General features: G+C 64.9%; 9 protein-coding genes. 6 read left to right on the top strand and 3 right to left on the bottom strand.

Annotation, left to right across the window (positions count from 1 at the left end; all coding sequences use genetic code 11):
• The first annotated feature begins 3 nt into the window (after positions 1–3).
• The 5 genes from nrfD to dapB all read left to right on the top strand — a co-directional run bounded on the left by nrfD (position 4) and on the right by dapB (position 7,988).
• On the top strand, positions 4–1,341 hold the full coding sequence (nrfD, locus tag GT590_RS04140; protein WP_009607940.1) for an NrfD/PsrC family molybdoenzyme membrane anchor subunit: 1,338 nt from the start codon (positions 4–6) through the stop codon (positions 1,339–1,341).
• A complete protein-coding gene (locus tag GT590_RS04135; protein WP_114527021.1) occupies positions 1,325–4,588 on the top strand; it encodes a molybdopterin dinucleotide binding domain-containing protein in 3,264 nt (1,087 codons plus the stop codon). The genes nrfD and GT590_RS04135 overlap by 17 nt, the downstream gene beginning before the upstream one ends.
• Positions 4,589–5,148: 560 nt before the next feature.
• Entirely contained in the window at positions 5,149–6,642 is a 1,494-nt protein-coding gene (locus tag GT590_RS04130; protein WP_229041097.1) for an MDR family MFS transporter, read from the top strand.
• Positions 6,639–7,127, top strand: coding sequence for an HPP family protein (locus tag GT590_RS04125; RefSeq protein ID WP_009306086.1), 489 nt, complete (start codon positions 6,639–6,641; stop codon positions 7,125–7,127). Before GT590_RS04130 ends, GT590_RS04125 begins: the two co-directional genes overlap by 4 nt.
• Positions 7,128–7,187: 60 nt before the next feature.
• Complete coding sequence (dapB, locus tag GT590_RS04120; protein WP_009306087.1) at positions 7,188–7,988, top strand: 4-hydroxy-tetrahydrodipicolinate reductase; 801 nt, start codon at positions 7,188–7,190, stop codon at positions 7,986–7,988.
• Positions 7,989–8,003: 15 nt separating this feature from the next.
• On the opposite strand, the gene GT590_RS14295 is transcribed toward dapB, so the two are convergent.
• Entirely contained in the window at positions 8,004–8,177 is a 174-nt protein-coding gene (locus GT590_RS14295) for a hypothetical protein (RefSeq protein WP_009306088.1), read from the bottom strand.
• Positions 8,178–8,383: 206 nt separating this feature from the next.
• On the opposite strand from GT590_RS14295, the gene GT590_RS04115 reads away from it, so the two are divergent.
• On the top strand, positions 8,384–9,331 hold the full coding sequence (locus GT590_RS04115; protein WP_009306089.1) for a DmsC/YnfH family molybdoenzyme membrane anchor subunit: 948 nt from the start codon (positions 8,384–8,386) through the stop codon (positions 9,329–9,331).
• Positions 9,332–10,685: 1,354 nt separating this feature from the next.
• Here the strand turns inward: GT590_RS04115 and GT590_RS04110 are convergent.
• Positions 10,686–13,898, bottom strand: coding sequence for a peptidase (locus GT590_RS04110; protein WP_192925284.1), 3,213 nt, complete (start codon positions 13,896–13,898; stop codon positions 10,686–10,688).
• 678 nt (positions 13,899–14,576) lie between these two features.
• Positions 14,577–16,205 (bottom strand): LuxR C-terminal-related transcriptional regulator, encoded by a 1,629-nt coding sequence (locus GT590_RS04105; protein ID WP_161170923.1) that lies wholly within the window; start codon positions 16,203–16,205, stop codon positions 14,577–14,579.
• Positions 16,206–16,400: the final 195 nt, after the last annotated feature.

Here is a 16,400-nt window from a genome sequence, read left to right as displayed (position 1 = left end):
TCTATGGCATCTGAAACGAAGCGCAGGCGCTGGCTGCCGGCACCGTTCTCGCGCCGTGCTACCATCGTGTGGGCGGTGATCGTAGCCGTGCTGCTGGTTGCGGGCGCGTACTTCATGTACGACCGCTTGGCGAACGGACTGGGCATGGCGGGAGCCACGAATTCCGTGCCCTGGGGCTTGTGGGTGGTCGTCTACATCTGGTTCTCCGGTTTGGCGGGCGGCTTGTACCTCCTTTCGGCGCTGGTCTACCTGCTGAGGATTCCCCGCTTCGCGCCCGTCGCGCGCATGGCGCTGGGTTTGAGCGTGGTGTCGCTTGTCGTGTCGATGATATTCATCGGCATCGACCTGGGCGCCATCCGGCATTCGCTGGGAACGCTGCTGTTCTTCCATTGGTCGTCGCCGTTGGCCTGGGAGATCAAGGCGTATATGTTCTTCATGGTCGTGGCCGTCGCACAGTTCGTGCTCGTGCTGCTGAACGACAAGCGAGCTGCCGAGGCTGCTGGCGAGCCCAGCATGGAATCGCTTCGGCGGCGCGGCAACGTGAACCTGGCCATCCGCGTGCTGGCCGGGGTGGGCGTGGCCACGTCGTTCGTGGGCCCTCCGGGCGGTACGGGCATGTTCTTCGCTGCGGTGAAGACGCGCGGGCTGTGGGAGGGCGGCATCACGTCGGTGCTGTTCTACGTCATGGCCGTGGTGACGGCTGCCGCGTTCCTGATCGTCGCATATCGGCTGCTCGCGCGGCTGCGCGGGGCGCGGCCGGACGGTAGCGCGCTCGTGGGTCTGAACCGCGTGCTGGCGGCGTCGCTGTTCGCGCTGGCGTTCTGCGTGTTCTTCCAGATCGCCCCGCCGTTGCTGTCGGGCGATCCGGCGTCGGCGACGGCCGTGGGCGTGATGGTGTCGGGTTCTTTGGCGCCGCTGTTCTGGATCGGCGAGATCGGCCTGGGACTGGCGGTGCCCGCGGCGCTGTTGGCCGTGGGGGCGTTTCGTTCGCGCTGCGCGGCCGGCGGCGTTTGGACGGTCGCTGCTGCCGTCTCCGCCATGGCGGGCATCCTGGCGCTGCGCTACGTGCTGGTGGTGGCAGGGTTCTCGGTTCCGCTTCTGGGCGGCATGCCCCTGCCTGCGTACGTGCCCACTTTGGGCGAGGCGATGGTGACGCTGTTCGTTCTGGGATTGGCCGTCGGCTGCTACGGACTGGCTGTGCGCCTGCTGCCGCTCGAGCGCAGGAGCGCGAGCGAGGGCGAGGCGCGGTTGGAAAGCTCCTACGAGGGCGCAGGTTCGGCCGCCGTGTCGTGCGGCGGGGTTTCGACGGGCAAGGAGGTGCGCGATGGAAGCGCAGCATAAAGACGGACGGCGATGCGATGCCGCAAGCGAGCCTCAGCGTTCGAGCTTGTTCGGAACGCCTTCGCGGCGCGCCGTGGTCGGCGCCGGTTGCGCGGTCGCCGCAGGCGCCTTGGTCGCCGGAGGCGGGCTGGGCGCGTACATGGCCGCTGATGACCCGCTGACCGACGAGCCTCACGGGCGCGGCAACGCCACCGGCGCGTGCGCGGCCGACGACGTCATCCTGTCCATGTGCAACAACTGCAACAGCTACTGCACCATCAAGGTGCGCGTGACCGATGCGGCCGACGGCAAGCAGGCGAACGACGGCGCCACCGCGCTGGTGCGCAAGATCGCGGGCAATCCGTACTCGCCGCTCAACTCGCAGCCCTACGCGCCGATCCCCTACGCTACGCGGCCCGAGGAAGCGCTCGCCCCCGGCGACGACATGGCCGTGGCCGGTCGCGCTTCGAACGGGGGCATGATATGCCTCAAGGGCCAGGTGGGCATTCAGCTCGTGCACGACCGGTTCCGCATCACGCAGCCTTTGCGCCGCGTGGGGGAGCGCGGGTCGGACGAGTGGGAGACGGTCAGCTGGGACACGGCCCTCGACGAGATCGTGAACGGGTCGCCCGCGCTGGGCACGCCGGGCATCGCCGAATGGTACGCCTACGCGCCGAAGAAGCAGGTGGAGGCCGATGTCGCGCTTGTGGAGTCGGGCGAGATGACCAAGGACGCCTTCGCGGCGAAATGGGCCGACAAGCTGATCGACGTGGAGCATCCCGACCTGGGCCCCAAGTCCAACCTGTTCTGCTCGGCCGGCGGCGACCGCATGTTCCTCATCGGGGACCGCTTGACGCAGCTGGGGTTCGGCTCGGTCAACAACTTCAACCACGGCGGCGTGTGCGGCATGACGGGCGTCATGGCCAACGTGCGCACGCACCCCACGACGAACCATAAGCGCATGTACGCCGACATCGACCATTGCGAATGCCTTATCATCTGGGGCACCGAGCCCATGACGGCGAACAAGGGTCCGTCGTGGCTGGCTCCGCGCCTGTCGGTGGCGCGCGAGCGCGGCATGAAGCTGTACGTGGTCGACCCGCGCCAGGGGCGTAGCGCCTCGAAGGCCGACGTGTGGCTGCCCGTGATTCCCGGCAAGGACGCCGAGCTGGCGTTCGCCATGATGTCGTGGATCATCGCGAACGAGCGCTACGATGCGGCCTACCTGTCGGCGCCTTCGAAGAAGGCAGCCGCGGCGCTGGGCGAGCCCACCTGGTCCGATGCGACGCACCTCGTGGCCGTCGACCTGCCGAACCGGCCCATCGTCACGGCCAAGGCGCTGGGGCGCGCGGGCGAGGTCGGCGCGAACGGCGAGGCGCTGGCCGACGACGCGCGCTTCGTGCTGGTGGACGGCGAGCTGACTCTCGCCGATGCCGCCGAGGGCGCCGCCGATCTGCTAGTGGACGCAGAGATCGACATCAAGGGAAAGCCTGCGCGCGTGAAGAGCGTGTTCCAGCTTTTGAAAGAGCGCGTCGAGGAGCGAACGCTGGAGGAGTACGCCGCCGATGCGGGCATCGAGCCCTCCGTGGTGGAAGAGGTGGCGCGCGAGTTCACGTCGCACGGCAAACGTGCCTGCGTCATGAGCTACCGCGGCCCGGCTATGCACGCCAACGGCTTCGATGCGGTGCGCGCCGTGGGGTATCTCAACTTCCTCATCGGCAACCACGATTGGAAGGGCGGTCACATCGCCGCCGCGGCGAAGTTCGCGCCGTTCGAGGGCCGCTACGACTTGAAGACCGTGCCGGACGCGCATGCCGGATGGGGCATTCCCATCACGCGCCAGAAGACCGAGTACGAGAAGACCAGCTACTTCAAGCAGGACGGCTATCCGGCGCCGCGTCCGTGGTACCCGCTGCCGGGCAACCTGTCGCACGAGATCGTGCCCACCTTGCGCGCGGGCTACGTGTACGATCATTTGGGCGCGCTGTTCATCCATCGCCATTCGCTGGTGGACTCCACGCCCGGCGGGCGGCGACTGGCCGACGTGCTGGGCGACCAGGACAAGATCAACCTGCTGGTGTCGTTCGACGTGGAGATAGGCGACACGTCGCGCTTTGCCGACTTCGTGTTACCGGACAAGGTGTACCTCGAGCGCTTCAGCCAGGAATCCATCTATCCGAACCAGCAGTACCAGCTCATCCAGCTGGGGCAGCCGGCGGTGCGCGCCTTCGACGGCCCGCGCTCGGTGGAGGACGTGTACTTCGACATCATGCAACGCCTCGGGCTGCCGGGCGTCGGCGAGCATGCCGTGCCGGTGGGCAAGGACGGCGACGGCGGCACGGCGGCCCTTTCGACCGAGTACGACTACTGGTTGAAGATGGCCGCGAACATCGCCTACGCCGGCGAGAAGCCGGTGCCGGACGCCGACGACGACGAGCTCGCCCTGTTCGAGCGCGCCCGCAAGCGCGCGCTGGGCGAGGCGTTCGATCTGGAGGCGTGGAAAGCCGCCGTCACCGAAGAGGAATGGCCGAAGGTGGTGTACGTGCTGAACCGCGGCGGGCGGTTCGCGTCGGCCGACCCTGCGAAGGGCGACGGTTACGACGGAGATCTGATCAAGACGAAGTACGCCGGCTTGTGCGCGTTCTACGACCCGAAGACGGCTTCGCTGAAAGACGCGTTGACCGGTGAGAACTTCGACGGATTGGCCCATACGGCGCCGATCGCCTTCGCCGACGGCACGCCGATGGCGCGGCCGGCCGACCGACCGTTCGCGTTCATCAACTGGAAAGCGCGCACGAACGGCACGCACCGCACCATCGCCGCGTCGTGGCTGCGCGAGACGACCACCGAGAACTTCGTATGGATGTCGCCGTCCGACGCTGCCGAGCGCGGCTTGAAGAACGGCGATGCCGTGGAGGTCGTGGGGCCTGAAGGCACGCTTTCCGGTCACGTGCGCGTGACCGAGGGCATTCGTCCCGGCGTGGTGGGGGCCAACTACTCGTTCGGCCAGCAGGGCTACGCCGCGCGCGCGGTCACCATCGACGGCATGTTGACGGGCCCGGCTCCCGATTACCTCGAAGAAGAGGGCATCCTCGACGGCGACGAGCCCGGCAAGCAGAAGACCGGCTTCGCCGGCGGGCGGGGGCGCGGCTTCTGCATGAACGAGCTGCTGCCCGAGGAAACGCTTGCCGGAGGCGGTGGCGTGACCGATCCTATTGGAGGCGGCGCCGCCCAGTTCGACCTCTGGGTGGACGTGCGGAAGGTGTAGGAATTCGGCGCACTCTAGGGCGCGGGGAAGGCCATGCGGTCCAGCGATCTTCCCCGCGCCGATTCGTGATGGGCGCGGCGTGCGGTCGGCGCGGCGTGCGACGTTCGGTTCCCCGGAACCTCTGCCGCTGCCGTGGAGGGGGATGCGCTATGAGGGAGGGCGCGGCAGCCGCGCGCTGGGCGCGAGCTGGTTTGTGAATTTCGCTTGGAGCGGGCCACTTTCTCGAAGATACGGGGGTTTCGGCTTCCGCTATACTTGCCCGCTGTGAAATCGCTTCTGTACATATTCGAGCGCTACACCAGCCTTCGCCAGCTTTCGCGGCGACGCTCGCGCACGGCTGCGTTCCGCGCGCCGGGCGAAGTGGGTCCTGGCGTGTGGCAAGGCCATCGATGAGCGGACTCTCGTAAGCGGACGACCTCGTTCGACGGCCTCCGCGTTTTCGCTTTCCTCATTCATATTCCCCGATCGATCGCCGGCCGTTCTCTTTGTGCGCTTACCTGCGCGCGAGCGAGGGGATGGGCTCGGTTGTCGACGCGTCCGCAAAGGAAGTCGATGCGCTCTTGAACGAACAACAATTGGTTGCTGAACAGCACAAAGTAACCCGCAAGGAAATCACCGTCATCGGCATCGTGCTGGCAGGTGCGTTCCTTGCCATCCTGAACCAGACCGTCCTGTCGCCCGCGCTGCCGAAGCTGATGGACGCGTTCTCCATCTCGGCCGGCACCGCGCAGTGGGTGACGTCCATCTACATGCTGGTCAACGGCATCATGGTGCCCATCACCGGGTTCCTCATCGACCGCTTCTCCACGCGCAAGCTCTTCTTCGTCTCGCTGATGTCGTTCATCGTGGGCACGGCGCTGTGCGCGGGGGCCCCGACGTTCGAGCTGCTCATCGTAGGCCGCGTGCTGCAGGCGGCCGGCGCGGGCGTGCAGCTGCCGCTCGTGGGCGTGGTTCCCATGCTCATCTTCCCGCCCGAGAAGCGCGGCACGGCCATGGGCATGGCCGGCATCGTGATGAGCTGCGCGCCTGCGGCCGGCCCGGTGCTGGCCGGGGGCATCATCGACGCGTGGGGCTGGCGCATGATGTTCTGGGCGATGATCCCGCTGGCCATCCTCGTGCTGGCGGTGAGCTTCTTCCTACTTACGAACGTGGGGGAGCTCAAGCGCCCGCACCTCGACGTGCCGTCCATCGTCCTGTCCACGTTCGCGTTCGGCGGCCTGCTGTACGGTTTCTCCAGTGCAAGCACGCTGGGCTGGGGCAACGCCGTGGTCGTCGGCAGCATCGTCGTGGGCGTGGTCGCGCTCGCGTGGTTCATCCATCGCCAGCTGCATATCGAGGAGCCGCTGCTGCAGCTGCGGGCCCTCAAAACCCCCACGTTCGCGTACTCGGCCGTCATCGTGACGGTGGTCAACTCGGCGCTGGCCGTGGGCAGCGTCATCCTGCCCATCTACCTGCAGAACGTGCTGGGGCTGACGGCGTTCGAAACCGGCATCCTCATGACGCCCGGCGCGGTGGCCACCATCTTCCTGAGCCCGGTCAGCGGCATGCTGTTCGACCGGTTCGGGCCGCGCGTCATAGCCATCATGGGCTTGACGGGGCTCACCGCTTCGCTGGCGGCGCTGTCCCTCGTCGACGACAAGACGATGGTCGCGTACCTCGTAGCGTTCTACGTCATCCAGTCCTCCGGTCTGACGCTGGCGAACATGCCGGTCACCACCTGGGGCATCAACGCGCTGCCGAACGACATGATCGCGCACGGCAACGCCATCAGCAACACGGGCCGCCAGGTGGGCGGCGCAGTGAGCACGGCGCTCATCGTGACGGTGATGACCATGGTGACCGCGGCGAACGCCGAGGCAGGCCCCGTGCTGTCCACGGCGGCGGGCATCGACGTGGCGTACGGGATCTCCGCGGCCGTGGCGTCTGTCGCGCTGGTCATAGCCGTCTTGAAGGTGCGCAACGTCAAGAAGCAGGCGGTCGCCTCGCCTGCATCCCGGGCCGAAGCGCCGCTTGAGATCGAAATGGAAGAAGCTCGGGAAGGAGCTGCACGATGAATCGGACGATCGGCGACATCATGGAGCGGGACGCGTACACGTGCCGCTACGACCAGAACCTCGGCGAGGTGGTAACCCTGTTCAACGAGCTGGGCACGAGCGGGCTCGTGGTGATCGACGAGGATCGCCATGTGGTGGGATTCATCAGCGACGGCGACATCATGAAAGCGGTCGCCGCGCAGAAGACGCGCTCCATCTTCAGCGGTGGGTACTCCAACATGGTGCTGTACGACAGCGAGTCCTTCGAGGAGAAGGCCCGCGCGCTCAAGCGCCGCAACGTCATGGAGCTGGCCGTGCAGCGGGTGCTGTGCGCCACGGCCGACCAGACCATCGGCGAGATCGCCGACGTGCTGGCGAAGAAGAAGTTCAAGAAGGTGCCGGTCATCGATGAGGACGGCAGGCTCATCGGCATGGTGCGCCGCGCCACCATCACCCGCTACCTGTTCGATGTGCTGTTCGGCGAGGAAGAGCCGAGCGCCGAGTAGCGCCGGGGCTTATACTGGCGGCATCAACCGCATCGGTGCGCGTCGAGAAGGGAGAACGTCATGAAGGTGATCGTCGTCGGATGCCACGGGCAGATGGGGCAGCCCATCAGCCGATTCGTCGCCGAGCGCGAGGGTATGGAGCTGGTGGGAGGCGTGGGCCCTGCGGGACGCGACTACATCGGCCGCGACCTCGGCCAGGTGGTGGGCCTCGGACGCGATCTGGGCATCCCCGTGGCGGACGACCTCTCGTCCGTCATCGACGCGTGCGACGCGCTCATTGACGTTTCCAGCGTGGAGCAGTGCCTCGAAACGCTCGACTTGGCCGTGGCGCATGGGAAAGCTCTCGTCACGGCCAGCACGGGGTTCTCGCCCGAACAGTTCGAACGATTCGAAGCGGCCGGCCGGCACATCCCGATCATCTTCAAATGCAACACCTCGAAGATGGTGAACGTGATGCTGAAGTTGGTGGAGATCGCGGCGCGGGCGCTCGTGGACGAGACGGATATCGAGATCATCGACCAGCACGACCGCGATAAGCTGGACGCGCCCAGCGGCACCGCCGTCATCATCGGCAACATGATCGCGGAGCTCAAGGGCACCACGCTCGACGAGCTGGCCGAGTACGGCCGCGAGGGCCACGGCGCGCGCAAGCCGGGCGGCGTGGGCTTCCATTCGCTGCGCGCCGGCGATATCACGAGCGACCACAAGGTGTACTTCGGAGGCATGGGCGAGCGTTTGGAGATCACCCACTACTCCTACAGCGACGACTGCTTCGCCCGCGGCGCCGTGGACTGCGCCGCGTATCTCCAAGGAAAGCCCGCGGGCGTTTACAGCATTAAAGACGTGTTCGACCTGCGTTAGCGTACCGCCCGCCTTCTAGGGGCGGCGGGCTTGGCGGGCGGCCGTCACGAAGAGGGCGCAGGCGATGAGCGCGAGCGCCGCCGCGGGCGCAAGCGGCATCGTGCCACCGAGGAACAGGGCGATCGTGCAGGCGAACAGGGCGCCGGCCAGCACGGCGGCCACCGCCCAGCCTCTTTGGATGCGGGTCATGGCGGCCCTCCTTTCGTCGAAGCATCTACGGTACCAGCTTGCCTTGCAGGGGTGGGGGCGACGCGCTGACATCGAAGTCACGATCGGGCAACACCTTCTCAAACGGGGCGGCGGGTCAGCTGCCCTGCCTGTGCGCGCTCCTAGGATGAGGGCTGTTTATATGACAGCTAGGGGATTCGTCGTGAATCCTGAGGAGGTGAAATCGTATGGATCTCGCATTGCTTCAAATGCCGATGGTTCTGTTCACCACGCTCGTGCCGATGGCTTCGGGCGCGTTCATCGGCCTGGCGCTGGCGTTTCTGACCACGCGTTTCAGCAAGGAGCGCCTCGCCCGCATCGACCGCTGGACGCTGCTTCCGATGGCGATCCTCGCCGTGGGCTACATCGCGTCGTTCGTGGCGCTCTCGTCGCCGCAGTATTCGATGAGCTTGTTCCAAGGCGTCGACATCGCGCCGTTGTCCTTCGTGGGCATCGCTGGCATGCTGTTAATCGCGCTGGCCGTGGTGTACTGGATCATCGCGATGACGGGCAATCTGGACGGGCGTCCGCGCAAGGTGTTCGCCACTGTGGTGGGCGCGGCTTCGCTGCTGCTGTCGCTTAGCATCGGGGTGATGTACATGGGCTCCGCGGTGCTCACCTGGAACTCTCCGCTCGTGCCGCTCGGCATCATCGGGTTCTGCATCGCAGGCGGCGTGCCGCTCGGCGTGCTGGTCGTCGCTCTCGCGGGTGGGATGCCCGAAGCGCGCTTGACGCGGTTGCCAACGGTAGCGCTGGTCACGGCCTTTATCGGCGTGGTGGCGGCCATCGTCGCCGTCAGCGCGCAGCTGCTGTTCGCCCAGTCCACGTTCAACGCGTTCTTTCCGGGCTCCGACGTGCTTCCCGGTTCGTGGGTGTACCTCGTGATATCCATCGTGGGGTTCGTTGTTATGCTGGCGACTCTGCGCGCCACGCTCATGCCCGGCGGCCGCAATGTGGCGGCGATGGGAAGGACGGCGGGTGCTGCGGCGGCCATCCCGCTGCGCGATCGCGAGGACGTCGATGCTGATGCTCCCGTGGGCGTCCGTTCGGCCATCCCGCTGCTCGTGGCCGGCAACGCGGCCGTGCTCATCGGCATCTTCGTGGCGCGCCTCATGTTCTACGCGCTGCAGGTGTAGAGGCTTCGGCCCTCGAAGACCTTCAAGCCGCCGACGCCCGAAAGGCCGTCGGCGGCTTTTTTTGTTTTTGTCGCGCGCCTGAGCTTGTCGCGTGGCGGCGCGTGTCGCGCGGCGGCACGCGCGGTGGCGGTGGGGGCGCGCGAAGGGGGCAGGCGCGCTGGTGATGCAAATTGTCCCGCGGAGCGGTAAAAACAAGTCAGTTTGGCAATTATGATCTATATAATCATTAAATAGCACATCGCGCTGATCAGGCATTTTGAAAGCACGCCTGACATTTCAGCCCAAGATAGGTGCCAACCGGGCTGAAATCGCGCTCTCGAAATTGCCAAACCGGCTCAGTTTTACCCTCGGAAACGAAATTTCGCCTCATCGGGCGTCGGCGGCGACCCTTCGCTCGCGCTAGCCCTTCGACCGCATGTTGTCCGCTGCTTCGGCGTTTGATCGGCGCTGGATTGGGATGTGACACGCGTGGAAACGACGTTGGAAACGGCGGCAAGGCGCGTGGAATCCGCGTTGGAACGACGTGGGAAACGCGCTTGATTTGGCGGCAACGCGCGTTGGATCTGCGCAAACGAAACGTGAGACCGCGTCGCTATACTGAGAAGCACGGATTCGATCCGGCGGCTTGGTGCCTCTCCCTCTCAATATTCTAGATGATTGGAGGTGATGACCATGACCGTTTTGGGGATTGCTTCGTTGGTGATTTTGCTCTTGGAGTTCGCTACCCGCGTCATCGAGCTGTTTCTGGTGATAAGGAGCGCGCTCCTAACCCGCAGGGGAAAGGAGCGCCACAAGTAAACCCAAACCGCCGAAGCGATCCGAGAGCCGTGGGGAGCACCACCTCCCTGCGGCTCGCCCTTATTATACAAAAACGACCGTGCTCCGCCAAGAGGATCGTTGCGCAACGATCGGGACGCAACAGACAGGTGAAAAACGCGCATTCCGGAGCCGGGCGAGGATGGCGGGAGGGAGATCTCCCCGTTCCTTCGTCTCTTTCCCACGCTTTCGCCTTGCGCGCGGCCTTGGCTCGGCGCGTCCGAAACGGTGTAATCATGTGGTAACATGGAACCATCTTCTACATCGGCTTCCCCGCGCCGTGCAGGTGGGGTGGCTCCTCTGATGCAAAGGCGGTACGAGCATGGAGCGTTTGGCGGCGGCCTCGAACACGGTGCCGGGCAAGTCCGTGACCGTCTCCATGAAGAACGGCCGAACGACTACCGACTGCATCGTCGTGCCCGAAGACGGCGACCTGTGACGCTCGTCGCGCCGCTTGCGCCCGGAAGCCCTGCCGCGCCCGCAGAGGCGATGCTCCCTCTGCGGGCGCGGTGTCTCGCGCGAGCGGCAGGAGCTCCGATCAGGACAGCGACCTGCGATGACGGGCGCGCGACGCAAGAACCAGCGCGCCGCTTGCGAGGGCTGCGCCCAGGGCGATGGCGAAAGCCGGGCTGTCGCCGGTAGAGGCGAGCGCCTTCGCAGGGGGCGCAGCCTCGCGTTCCTCATGCCCGGCGGAAGGCTTCTCGCCGATGAGCCCCGGCTGGCTTTGGCCGTCTTTCACCAGGTACGCGTACTCGGTCGCGCTGGCCTCGCCGGTCGTGGGCGTCGCTCCCGCAGGAAGTATCGCCACCTGGAACGCCTTGACGGGGTAGCCGTATCCCGACGTGCCGTTGGCGGTGCCGTCATGCGCCCAAGCCATCCAGCCGACGCCTTTCACGTACAGGCGGTAGTAGACGGTGTAGCGCGCAGCCTCGTCGCCCGACAGGCTGACGCGCAGCGCCTGCACGGGCTGCTCCATCTCGCCCGCGATGTCGCCGTTCTCAACCGCCGGGCTCCACCCGCTTCCGTTGTCGACCGCGTAGGAAACGTTCAAGCCGCCGATGGACGTCTCGATGCGCAGCGCGGTCACGTCGTGGCCGGCGGCGTTTCCGCTCGTCTGCCCGTCGATGCTCCAATCGACGCCGGCGTCCTCGTAGGCCCAGCCGTCCTCGAAGCTGTGCCACTGGTAGTACACGGCGGCCTCGGTGGGGGCGAGTGCGATGGCGAAGGTTCCGTCCAGGTTCCTCTCGCTCAGCCCGCTGTAATCGCGGCCGTTCCACGAGGCGACGACCAGCTTGTCCGTCGCCTCGAGCGGCGTGAGGTGCAGGTAGAGCGCTCCTTGGTCGTCGGTCTGGACGTCGCGCATGCCGTAGGTGCTGCCGCCGGTCGGCTCTTCCACGAATTCCGTGTCGAGCAGGCGCATCTGCAAGGAGGAGATGGGCGTGTTCGCCGGAAGCCCGTGTATCGTTACAAGCGAGAGGTCGTCGTTGTTTTCGTTGACGAAGCGCTGCTCGTCCTCGGAGGCAAGAGACGTTGCTTCCTCGTCCAGGTCGGACGCGAGCGCGACGGGGGAGGCGAGCAGGAAGTTCAACGCTGCCGGAGCCGGCGAAGCTGATGCCGACGCCAAAGACGCCGCCCTCGTTGAAACCGCCTCGTTGCATTTTACCGTCCCGCCGGTGATGACGGGCGCCTTGACGGAGCTTGTGATAGCCGCGACCCGGCCGGCTCCATGAGTGCCCAGCCCGCCGACGGCGTTGACGGTGCCCCCGCTGATCTTGATTTCCCCGCACGAGCCGCCGACACTGCAACCTATGGCTGCAGACAGGTCGCCGCCGTGCGCGTTCACTATGCCGCCGCTGATGGTGATGGAGCCGCACGAGCCGTAATGGTCCGACCCGATGCCAGCGACGAACTTGGAGCCTTTGGCGGTAACCGACCCGCCGCTGACGGCGATGGACTTGCTCGCCGTGATCGCTGCGCTTCCACTCGACTGACTGAGCGCTTCGACAGTGCCTCCGGAAACAACGAGCTTTCCTGCAGTAATGCCATTACCGCCCGTTACTCCCGAATGAGCGAGAACCGTGCCGCCCGCTATCGAGATGGTCGTGTTCGGCTCTCCCAGGATGCAAGGCTGACGACCTGTGCCTGCTCCCACGGCATTCAAGGTTCCCTTGCCGTTGATGGTAAGAGACGAGGTACCTCGAACCGCCACCCCCGGCGACGCCTCCAGTCTGTGGCCGCATATGTAATTACTTCCCACCAGCGTGAGCGTCACGTTCGAGGATCCCTCGATTGAAGCCGCAACGCCGCTCAGATCCTGAAAGCGCAGTGCGTGAGTACCTTTCCTTACGATCACCTGATTGCTTACGGGGAAGGAGGTGAAATCTGCGGCTCCCGTGACAGCCAGGTACCCGCTGTAGCGCGTCCAACTCACTCCCCCGTCGAGGGTGTACTGCGGAATGCCCTCCGAACTCACATCGACGATGAGCTTGCAGCCCTTTTTTTCGTGCATGCTGACGACGGGGTTTTCAACAGGCGGGTCGGGAATGGCCAGATGAAGCGTGTATCCGGCTTCGGCAGAACCCTTGATCGTGCCTTCGTACACGTTGCCGGATTCGCTAAAGCTCATCTTGACGGAGCTGCCGTCCTTAAGCAGGTTTCTGTCGAGAAAAAGTCCCAGATCGCCGTCGTCCATCCAAGTGGCGAAGCCGTCTACGATGTAATGCTTGGCATCCACCCACCGATCGCCTCTGACAAAGACAGGGCCTTTCTCATCAAAACTGGCTCCGAGCAGATTCTCGCCTGCCGCCAAGCCCGACACCAGAACATACGCGGAACCGGGGAAGGAGCCGCCCTGATCGACGGCGAGCGTCGTGTTGGCGGGCGGGCGCTGCGAGAGGTGAATGTTGCCGCCGCCGGTGACGATGCTTTTCGCGGTAACGTCGCAGGTGCCTGAGGATTGCAGGGTCACCGTTCCCGAAAAGAAAGACACCGACCCCGTTGCATCCACAGCGCTCGAGGTCGGGTCGCCGAGGGCAGGGGCGCCGTTGCCGCTTCGCGCGGTTACGTTGCCGGGTTGCCAAAACTCGATGGTGCCGCAACTTGAAACCGCGCTGTCCGCACCGATGGCGGGAGCCTCGTATCCTCCCTGCGCTTCCAGACTGCCGTAGAGATCGCCTTTGAAAATCAGATGAGCCTTACCAGGTGCGAAAATTGCGGGATACCCGCTCGAACCGGAAAGCTTGTTCGAGCCATACAGCCAGAGCGTAAGCTGCGCAGCCTGCGTGTCGCTGCCGATTTCAATCGCCGCGTGATTGGCGCGCGGCTCGTTGATGGTAACGCCGTTGAGAAGTATCGTATGGGTTCCGTTGAGCACTTGCACGTTCGTGCCGCTGCCTGCCGTTCCACCGATCGTCACGTTGCCGGAATAGGACGTCCACGTTGCTTCGTCGTCCTGGCTGTATTGGAGGTTCGAGCCGGAGTCCTTCAAGATGATGGAGCCGTTCGCCAGGTCGAGGTGCGGCGCATTCTCTACGGGCGCCAAGGCTGCCACCTCGGGCAGGGCTTCCTCGAGCGGGGCCGCGTCAGGGAGGGTCGCATCCGCCTGAACCGTTGCCGCCGGCTCGTCTTCAGCCCAGGCGTAATGCGCGGGAACGAACTGTGCTCCCGTTATGAGCGCGAGCGCTGCGGCGAGTGCGAATGCGCACAGCTTCCGTCCGGATATTGGCGATTCGACATGCGATGCAGCGTTCATGGCAGCTCCGATCAGGGAAACGTGCGGCGAACCAAGATGGCAAGAAGTATAGCATGCGATCAGGTGAGACTTTGCTGAGGGACGGTCTTGATTACGTCGCGAGAGCTCGCCCGGTGCGTTTTCGCGCGTTCGTCCCGCTGCGTGGAAACGGCGTTGGAACCGCGTGCAAGGCGTGTGGAATCCGCGTTGGAAACGATGGCAAGGCGCATGGAATTCGCGTGGGAGCGGCGTTGGAAACGGGCAAGGTCGGGAAGGTTTTCCACGGTGATGCGTGCCATGGAAACGTGAGACGGCGTCGCTATACTTATAGGTACGGATTCGATCCGGCGGCTTGGTGCCTCTCCCTCTCAATATTCTAGACGATTGGAGGTGATGACCATGACCGTTTTGGATTTGCTGGTGTTGGCTGAAGTGCTTATGAGGCTGATGTCCCGAATCATCGAGATTTTCCTGATGATAAGAGACGCGCTCCAAACCCGCAAGGGAAAGGAGCGCTCACAGTAAACCCAAACCGCCGAAGCGAGTTCGAGAGCCGTGGGGAGTTAGCGCTCCCTGCGGCTCGCCCTTATTATACAAAAACGGCCGTGCTCCGCAAGGAGAATCGATGTACAACAATCGGGGTCGCGCGCGACCTTAGGCAAAGGGTCTCGAAGCGGGCTTCCGCGCACTGCAGCGTTTCTATTCCTGCAAGTCGTTGGGGTCGAAGGACTCGATGAGGTCGAGCAGCTCCTGCTTCTTGTGGATGTCCAGCTTCGCGTAGATGCGCTTCGAGTGCGTGCGGATGGTGTTCTCGGTGACCACGAGATCCTCGGCGATGCGCGCCACGGTGTTGCCGCGCGCGATGAGCTCCATGACCTCCGTCTCGCGCTCGCTCAGACGGTAATGCTGCTGCAACAGCGCCGCCTGCTTCGAGATGCGGTCGAGGTACACGCGCTCCTCGCGCTTGCGTTCGCGCTGCGGCTTGCGGCTCGCGCGAGGCGGCCGATCGCCGCGCTTGCCCGCCTTCTTCGGCACCGCGTCGTCGGGCTTTTCGCCCTCCGCGTTCGCCCCTGCAGGCTTCTTCTCGGGCGCATGCGCGCGTAGGGCGACCAGCTCGATGCTGGCCGCGGCATCGCTGTCGTGTTTGAAGATGCGGCGGAACCCGCCCTGTCCGATGAAGTACATGAGCCCCAGCAGGTACACGGCCACGAGCGCCACCACGGCGAGCGGCGCGATGCCGATGATCATGGTCTGCTCGGCGAACGTGCCGCCGATGAAGCCCACGTCGTGCAGCGCGTACACGATGCCGCCGAAGAACCCGTAGATGAACACGGGGTTGATGCCGCGGTCGCGCGAAGCTTGCGCGCATTGAATCATCATGAGCATGATAGCCACGCTGTACACGGCGTACAGGCCGCCGGCCAGCCAGCGCGCGTACTCCTCGGGCAGAAACGGCAGCAGCAGAAACGAGGTGATGACGAACGGGAAGAAGACGCGGTAGGCGCCCACCACGTTCACGCTGAGGTTCTTGAACTGCCACAACACCAGCAGCGATATAGCCGCGGTCAACGATCCGCCCATCGACAGCACGTTCACGAGCGATCCCGCCGCCGGCTCGCCGATGGCCAGGGAGCGCATGATGCCCGTGCAGAACCCCAGCGCGCCCACGCATAGCGCGCTTCGCCAGTAGTCGTTCACCAGGCGCTGGTACACGAGCGGATGGTCGCGCGGCACGTCCTGGAACATGGCTTGATCGAGGTCGATCTCGCGGCTTTTCAGCACGATGGTCAACCCGAATAGCGGCAGGAACACGAGCGGGATGAGAAACGCCGTCACCGCTTGCGGAATAAGGTACAGCGAGAAGTACAGCACCGCCGCGTATAGGGTACCCTTGATGAGGTCGCGGTTGCCGGTGTCGGAATCCTGGCTGGCGAACAGGCGTTGCCACAGCATGTAGAAACCGGCCGACCCCAGGCCCAGGAGCGCGCCGCCGCCGACGACGAGCGGCAGCGCCCATGCGTCCAGATAGATGGCCGCGATGAGGCAGCACCATCCCAGAAGGTAGGGCATGGTGGCCAGCCGCACGATGAATGTGCGCGTGGGGCCGGGGAAGAAGTACGATCCCAGGGCGCTGGCGAAGTAGCTGAACGAGAACACGAGCGATTGCGCGAGGAAGAACCAGAACACGATCTCGGTGGTTTGGAACTCCATCGGAAGAAACGGGAACACGCCGCCCCATACGCCCGCGGCGTTGATGGCCAAGAACAAGCCGTAGCCGAGCGAGGTGATGTTCGGCTTCATGATGCTGACGATGGTGGCTGCGTTCAAAGATCCTCCCCCGAGACCGCGCGCATATGCGGTTTTTCCGTTCCCGCACACTGTTCCCGTTGCATCAGTATAACGGTATTGTCAGAAGTATCGTGCGACGCATTACCCAAAGTGCTGTCTTGTGACCTGGGGAAACGATAAGTTCGCATATTTTATGTGACACGGCGGTCGCGGGGGAGTGCCACAATGCGAGGC

It is taken from the genome of Eggerthella sp. BIOML-A1 (genome assembly GCF_009875595.1).
In the GTDB taxonomy this organism is placed as follows: Bacteria; Actinomycetota; Coriobacteriia; order Coriobacteriales; family Eggerthellaceae; genus Eggerthella; species Eggerthella lenta.
The sequence above is the reverse complement of the archived record's forward strand: the minus strand, read 5'-3'. Positions and strand labels throughout refer to the sequence as shown.

Bases quoted from the DNA above. Each gene is read 5' to 3' on its own strand.
- GT590_RS14295 (WP_009306088.1), bottom strand. From the start codon at position 8,177: ATGACCCGCATCCAAAGAGGCTGGGCGGTGGCCGCCGTGCTGGCCGGC.
- nrfD (WP_009607940.1), top strand. From the start codon at position 4: ATGGCATCTGAAACGAAGCGCAGGCGCTGGCTGCCGGCACCGTTCTCG.
- dapB (WP_009306087.1), top strand. From the start codon at position 7,188: ATGAAGGTGATCGTCGTCGGATGCCACGGGCAGATGGGGCAGCCCATC.
- GT590_RS04110 (WP_192925284.1), bottom strand. From the start codon at position 13,898: ATGAACGCTGCATCGCATGTCGAATCGCCAATATCCGGACGGAAGCTG.
- GT590_RS04115 (WP_009306089.1), top strand. From the start codon at position 8,384: ATGGATCTCGCATTGCTTCAAATGCCGATGGTTCTGTTCACCACGCTC.
- GT590_RS04135 (WP_114527021.1), top strand. From the start codon at position 1,325: ATGGAAGCGCAGCATAAAGACGGACGGCGATGCGATGCCGCAAGCGAG.
- GT590_RS04125 (WP_009306086.1), top strand. From the start codon at position 6,639: ATGAATCGGACGATCGGCGACATCATGGAGCGGGACGCGTACACGTGC.